This window comes from Methylomonas rosea (genome assembly GCF_024505055.1).
GTDB classification, from domain to species: domain Bacteria; phylum Pseudomonadota; class Gammaproteobacteria; order Methylococcales; family Methylomonadaceae; genus Methylomonas; species Methylomonas rosea.
In genome coordinates this window covers 45625-52530 of record NZ_JANIBL010000034.1, presented here as the reverse complement: position 1 = coordinate 52530, position 6906 = coordinate 45625, and the positions used below count along the sequence as shown (strand labels likewise).

Annotated in this window: 6 protein-coding genes; 1 reads left to right on the top strand and 5 read right to left on the bottom strand. The window is 37.2% G+C overall.

All coding sequences use genetic code 11. The features are described from left to right. Positions 1-187 precede the first annotated feature (187 nt). Positions 188-1102, top strand: a complete 915-nt coding sequence (locus tag NP589_RS12170; RefSeq protein ID WP_256607237.1) for a glycosyltransferase family 2 protein — start codon at positions 188-190, stop codon at positions 1100-1102. A 101-nt stretch (positions 1103-1203) separates the two neighbouring features. Here NP589_RS12170 and NP589_RS12165 read toward each other — a convergent pair whose 3' ends face one another. Genes NP589_RS12165 through NP589_RS12145 form a run of 5 tightly spaced genes read right to left on the bottom strand, consistent with a single transcriptional unit; the run spans position 1204 to position 6906 of the window. Further along, on the bottom strand, positions 1204-3660 hold the full coding sequence (locus NP589_RS12165) for a hypothetical protein (protein WP_256607236.1): 2457 nt from the start codon (positions 3658-3660) through the stop codon (positions 1204-1206). A 44-nt stretch (positions 3661-3704) separates the two neighbouring features. After that, complete coding sequence (locus NP589_RS12160; protein ID WP_256607235.1) at positions 3705-4610, bottom strand: Rieske (2Fe-2S) protein; 906 nt, start codon at positions 4608-4610, stop codon at positions 3705-3707. A gap of 13 nt (positions 4611-4623) precedes the next feature. Further along, positions 4624-5547, bottom strand: a complete 924-nt coding sequence (locus NP589_RS12155; protein WP_256607234.1) for a class I SAM-dependent methyltransferase — start codon at positions 5545-5547, stop codon at positions 4624-4626. Between the two features lie 7 nt (positions 5548-5554). Further along, positions 5555-5974 carry a GtrA family protein gene (locus NP589_RS12150; RefSeq protein WP_256607233.1) on the bottom strand — a complete coding sequence of 140 codons (420 nt, stop codon included), beginning with the start codon at positions 5972-5974 and terminating at the stop codon, positions 5555-5557. Further along, entirely contained in the window at positions 5971-6906 is a 936-nt protein-coding gene (locus NP589_RS12145) for a glycosyltransferase family 2 protein (protein WP_256607232.1), read from the bottom strand. Before NP589_RS12145 ends, NP589_RS12150 begins: the two co-directional genes overlap by 4 nt.

The following is a 6906-nucleotide window of genomic DNA, read 5'->3' as shown; positions in this document are numbered from 1 at the left end:
AATATCTATATTAAATTTAGACTAAAGCTTCTAAATTAACAACAATTCCTTCAAAAACTAGTAAATTAGAAACGTAACGACAGCTGAATTATTGCCTGAATGAAAGCACTATAATATAATCTTACGCTCATCCTACTAACCATTTACGTACTTCACGTAAGAATTTAACTAACAAATATCAAAAACAATGCATCTCGAACCACCCAGGGAATCAAGTAAAACGTGCGCGATCATTATTCCAATATATAATGAGGAGGGATGCTTAGAAAAAACCATTTCCCAAATCAAACAGATTGTAGCAAGAATTGGTGACTACAAATTCGAAATAATTTGCGTCAACGACGGATCTTCCGATAGTACACCTGATATTCTTGATCTACAAGATGACATTACCATACTAACTCACGAAGTTAATCGTGGCTACGGAGCCGCATTACGTACCGGTCTTGATTATTGCCATCAAGAGTGGATATTTATTTGCGATGCAGACGACTCATATGAGTTAGGTGATCTTGAAAAACTGCTAGAAGCTACAAAACCGGATATTCAAATGATTGTTGGCGCGCGCGAAGGCATTGGAATTTCCAGCAACCCATTCAAACGCTTAGCCAGATGGATATTACGCAAAATGGTTCACGGCTTAACCGGGGTAATGGTGCCGGATCTAAATTCTGGCTTAAGACTATTCCGTCGCTCCCTATATCTGGAGTTTCGTCACCTCTTACCAATGGGATTTTCCTTTACAACAACTATTACCGTATCCTCTCTTTATAGCGGATACCATATAAGATTCATCCCAACCAAATACCACAAAAGACACGGCAAATCTAGCATTAGGCCGGTCAGAGACTTCATGCTATTTTGCATTCTGATTATAAGACTTGCCTCTTATTTTGAACCTCTAAACTTCTTTCTACCGGCATCATTTTTCGTACTATGTCTTGCAATATTTAGGTCAGTAAGAGATATTATAGTTTCAGATCACATTGGCAGTTTATCTGTAATTATGTTTATATTGGCTTTTCAAACATTTGTGATAGGTGTACTTGCCGATGTAATAGTGCGTCGCTCAAAAACAGGTCGAGATACATCACAACATTAAGCTAATTAATGCTTTAGCAAAATATAGCGCCCCTTAATTTGTTACGAGGATCGTTACGTTAAAAACAGATGTCTTAACGTAACTACCACGACAATTGCCTTTTATACTTTTTTATAAACAGTAACTAAAGCGCCAGATTCAACGACTTTATAATTTTGTAACAAAGAATCTGTGACTAGCCGTAAGTTTTCAAATAGCAAAGCCTTATCCCTAGATAAACCACCGACTCCGAGATAACCAACTAATAAATTGCTCGGATTATATACATCTCCAAAGCTAGTTCGATTTATATCTGTGTCAACAAAAATGTATTCCGGTTGCTTTTTAGAAATAAACTCAATGGTATTCAAAACCTCTCTTCCAGAAACCAATTCCAGCGCCAATTCGTTATAAGGTACCGAGTTATACTTCCCAGACAACCAAGGCAATATATTAGAATACTTTGAAATCAGGTAAATCTCTGAACCAGAACTATATTTTTTAATAATATCAACTGCCTGACTAAATAGTGTCGGCTCCATCGTTGTTTCGAATTTAGCAGTATCAAACTGCCAGTTATACATAACATGGCTTTTAAAGTAATTGATATAACCATTTTGCTGAATTAAAAAGAACATAATTAAAGGTAGTAGCGCAATAAACAGAATCATAGAAGAAAACTTCGAAACTTTAAGCTCAATTTCCTGACTACCAAACGAACTAATGCAAGTTTTTAACAGTAAAACAAATAACACAGCAAATATAGAACCTAAGCTAAAAATATGATTAGGGGCTGGATTCCAAATGAAATATATAAGTGAAGCACCACCATAAAATAACCAGAAAACGGTAAGATACCAGTAAGTAGTTCTATTAGATATTGACAATAACGCCGTAATTATACTTATCAATAACCCAACGACGAAAACAACAGAAAATGGCGTATCCGGAACACTTAATCCGCTTAAAACATACGAAAAAGTTCCAAATGGGTTTACCGGGTTAGAAAACCAAAGAAACGGGCATAGTATTAATGCTAGCAATAGAAATATCCAGGCCACGGACTGGGGTTTAAATAGGTTACTGATTAATACTCCAATCATCATTGAAAGATATAAAACCAGCCCAAACTCCTTATTCGCAAAAATAGCGAGCGCGCAAACAAAAAGTGCTAATACAAGAGGTAAGATCGTATTATTTGCCCAATACCGGTATAGTAAATAAAGTACTATTACATCAAGAAAATGCCTGATCGGGTTGAGCCCAGGGGCAAAACGTACAGACTCGAAACCTTGCGCATAAAAAAAGATAAGTGCGACCAAAGAAGCTAATATCACATAGTTTTTATCTTTAAATATTAACCAAACAACGCCAACTAACATGAAAAAATAAACGGGATAGAATAGATAAAGTACCTGTACATATTTCTCAAAAGAAAAACCACCGGTAAGCTTTAGCAAAGCTGCTACAAATATCGTATTTCCCCATCCATAAGTGTAATGGGTCGTCTCTGGTGGCTTGCCTAAAATATAATCGTTTATTGAAGCGATTAAGGCGAAATGATGATGAAAATAATGACCAGCTAGGGCTTGATTTATCAATTCGCTCTTGTTTCGTCTAACAAAGTCCCATTCTTCATCCGAATATCTTTGCGAAGAGAATACGTTAGCTCCGGATCGAAATATCGATTTCGAATTAACATCAAAAATAGTTGTTAACTGAGAGCGTTCATCCCCCTGAAAACTAGAAACATATAATCGTTTACTTGCCGGAGAATAAAAATAACGTAGAGGCCTATCACCTTCACTTAACCACCTCTGAAACTCTGGAGTCATTTTAACTGGAACACCGGAATTTAGAAGTTGTTTAGGGTCCATACCTTGATCTTGGACTGGATCATAGCGCACTAAGCCACCTATGCCGTGCTCGTTAATAAATTTATTGTTAACAACGACTTGACCACTCTCTAGAATAGTTTGTTCCTGAATATCTTGAAACTCGTTTTCTAGTGGACCACCACCATCAACGTAGTAAACGAAGGGAATCAGAGCTATAACAAAAATACAAACAGTTATAAGTGAGCTATTGATTAGCTTTAATTTGTATCCATTTGGGTTGCTAAGACAAAACTGTATCGGCAAAACAAAAATCAGCAACCAAAATATTAATGTCATAAAAACCAAATAATATCTACTGAGATCAAAAAAAGTAATCAGAAAGACATTAATAAGGAACACACTAAGCAAGTAACCGGCTATCCTTTGCCACGTCAAACCGAGCCATTCGACGAATATATTATTTTGTAAAGAAGTAGACTCTCTTTTTACATAAAGATACGAAAAAAAATAATAAATAACGATAACAGCCAAAACTAAAACGTAGGATAGTAGTTGCTCTCTTTTTCCCAAGCTCAAAACACCCTGCCACGGCTGTAGTAAGCGGTTCGACAGCTGAAGCTGAGCGTCTAAAAAAAAACCATCTAATGATAATGCCCTAATTAATTTTAATATCAGACCAATTAGTCCAATACTACATAAAAAAACATGACCATAAATAGCTGTTAGTTTGAGTTTATACATTAAATAGAAATTATTATAAAATTAAGTTAAAAAAAGACGACAATTTATTTAAAAAATATGCTCATAATATTTTTATCTAATTCGATACGCTGATAATCTAGTTCAACCTGTTGAGTAGACTCCGAATTAATCGAGAACTCTGCTACCTTTGCAAATGCTCTACCATGCCACTTACATTTAACTTTCTTACCTTCACAGTTGCTTTCGTCTAGATTGGCGCCTTCATGTGGACATAGACGAGGATATAAGGTCAAGGTATCTTCCGTGCGCACTAATCTCAAACCAAGATGATCCGAGCGCCCTATCATATATTCACCTTCGCTCGGCAGCACCTGATCGATATCTATTGTTAGATTCTCTGCCTGTATTTTAGGAATAACAACATTTGGTTTCATAACATCCATTGTTTCCTCGAAACTATAGGTTGCACCTAATTTCTTAAAACCATAACCCCAACTACGCAACTCACCTCTACGTGTACGCATAGGAATATCGGTAGACATCAAATTGTCATAGTTGCGTTTAAGAATCCAGCGAATTATCGGAAACGTCCATTTTAATAACTTTGGTGACCCCACTGCGTAAGTAGTTTCCACTCGTGTTCTACAAGCGCCTAATGGTACATACCTAGTTTCAATCATCAATACATAAAACATCCATGTAGTGTAATAGGTTTGAGAGTTTTCCCCTGACTCAAAATTTGTTAGTGAAAATGGAAATCTAAAACACAAAACCTTTTGCATATTGACCGAGGTAATTAAATCATCGCCTACAATAGTCGGTACCGCTTCAGCTAGTTCATGGACATAATGAAGATGCGGTACATCTTTATAATTCCAATCCGCGTCGTCAACCGCGTAATCACCTTCATGAACTAAAGTGAATTCAGAAAAAGTCAAGCCCTCTGAGGTTAGCCGAGAGATGATATGATTTTTTGTATATTTTTTCATTGTTATTCTCTATTTATTCCGGTGAGGCGATTGTTAAAATATTGCCAAGCTTTAATGGAATTTGCAGAGCGTCCCAACTGGGAACATTAATCCTGATTCCAAAAGCCCAAAGCAGGTGTTTGAACAAATAAGTTACTGGAAAATAATTGACTGTGCGTTGAACTTGCACAACATTAAAACCCGCTTCTTTCATTAATGCTCTAATAGTTTTAGGGCTATATAGTTGCGGATGTTGTAAACAATAAGCAGGCCATCCATTGCCGGTTATTTTCGCCAAAAGTGACGACTCATCATGAGTGACCACTGCTAGCACCGCGCCTGGTGCCATTTTCATACGAAGCTTCTTAAGAATTTCAACAGGATTTATCAGATGATCCAAGACATGAATCATTACCGCAACTGATATTGATTGATCAGGAACCTCGGAAAACCCAAACATCTCAGCAGATAAATGTAAACGGTCGCTGTCGGCAAGCTTGCTAAGTGTGGGCCAAACAGTTCGGTTTGGCTCAAATAGCCAAAATTTTTTCAAAGCAGGATTGCTAATAATATTCTTTGTAAATAAGCCAATATCCGGTCCTGTCTCAAGATATCCACCTTTTTCAAACTTATATTCTTTTAATATATTGAAATAGCCTTTTTGCGTTTTTTCCAGAGCCTCTAACGGCACACCAGCAGTGTTATCCGGCATTTGTGCGTATAAAGCCTCAAGTTGTCCGTCAGAAAAAAATGTGGGGGAATAAAGTAAATGGCATTTAGCACATCTTGAATACGAAAAAATTACTTTTTCTTTAAAGAATCCGTTCCAATGCGATTGTAAATCATCTAAATCAAAGTATTCAGCTGGATGTTTTGAAGATACCGAAACATTCCCTGTATCTGAGCAGCCGCATGAGGGGCAGACTCTTGATTCGTATTTAATATTAGTATTAGCCATATGTGCATTAATTGGTTATTTTTTTCTTTTTTTTTGCAAAGGTTACCCGGCTATGCCAGAAATAACTTGTAATTATGATACCTATACTAATAAACACCTGGCTGACCGCAGGATGCACTTTAACCATCTCGACCAAGACCGGCATAGCGGCTACATTTATTACAAAATAAGCCATATAAAAACTTGAAAACTTTAAGAACTCAACGATATAGTTTCCCTTGGTTCGAAAGACAAGAAACTTATTTGTAAAAAAAGCACTAATGACACAAAAAACTTGGCTAATTACTAAAATAACCATATAGTGCAAAGCAAACTGTTCAAGAGCAAAGTACAATACTGGATATGCCGATAAACCTACTAATGTATTAAGCCCTCCAACGAATAAATAACGAAGCTTAGGTTTATGTTTTTCTAACCTCTTTTTCAAAGGCCAACCTTATCTTTCACTATAAAGTTAGGTCTCTGCTTAACCTCTTCATAAATCAGACCAATATATTCGGCAACAATCCCCAGCATGGTAAACAATATACCGAACATCAAAAACATCACGGTCATAATGGTTCCATAGCCATTAAAAGGCACTCCCCACAATATTGCTTTTACTATTGTCCACACAAGTAAAACAAATGAAAGGGCAGATATTGTGATACCCATTATTGTAATAATCTTTAAAGGCACATAAGAGTGAGCCAATATACCCTTCAAAGCAAGCTCAATAACCTTGAAAGTATGCGCTCCGGACACGCCGGCAAAGCGTTCCGCGCGTTCATGCTCCACGCCAATGGATTTGTATCCAACCCACGCAAATAGTCCGCGGATGAACCGGTTACGTTCGTGTATGGAATTAATGGTTTCGTAAACTTTTCTATCGATCAGTCTAAAATCGCTTACATTTCTGGGGACCATGCCATTGGTCAAGCCATTGGCAACCCAATAAAATAATTGCGAGTTAAAACGGCGAATTAAGCCCGTGCCATTGCGTTTAGTAACAATACCGTACACATTTTCATAACCCTCTTCCCATTTTTTGATGAACTGGGATATTAAATGCGGTGGGTCTTGTAAATCGGCAGTCATAATCACAGCTGCATCGCCTGCTGCGTAATTAAGCCCGGCGGTAATGCCGCCATCCATTCTAAAATTGCGCGCCAGCTGCACGATTTTAAAGCGCGGATCTTTTTGGTTTACCGCGCAGAGTTTATCGTAGGTATTATCTTGGGAGCCGTTCTCTACAATAATAGCTTCGAAATCGTAAGCACTATTTTCCGCAAATACCGCTGTTAACTGTTTAGCTAACTCATCAACATTATCCTGCTCGTTATAGGCAGGGATTACCACGGAGATTAATTTTTTATTCAT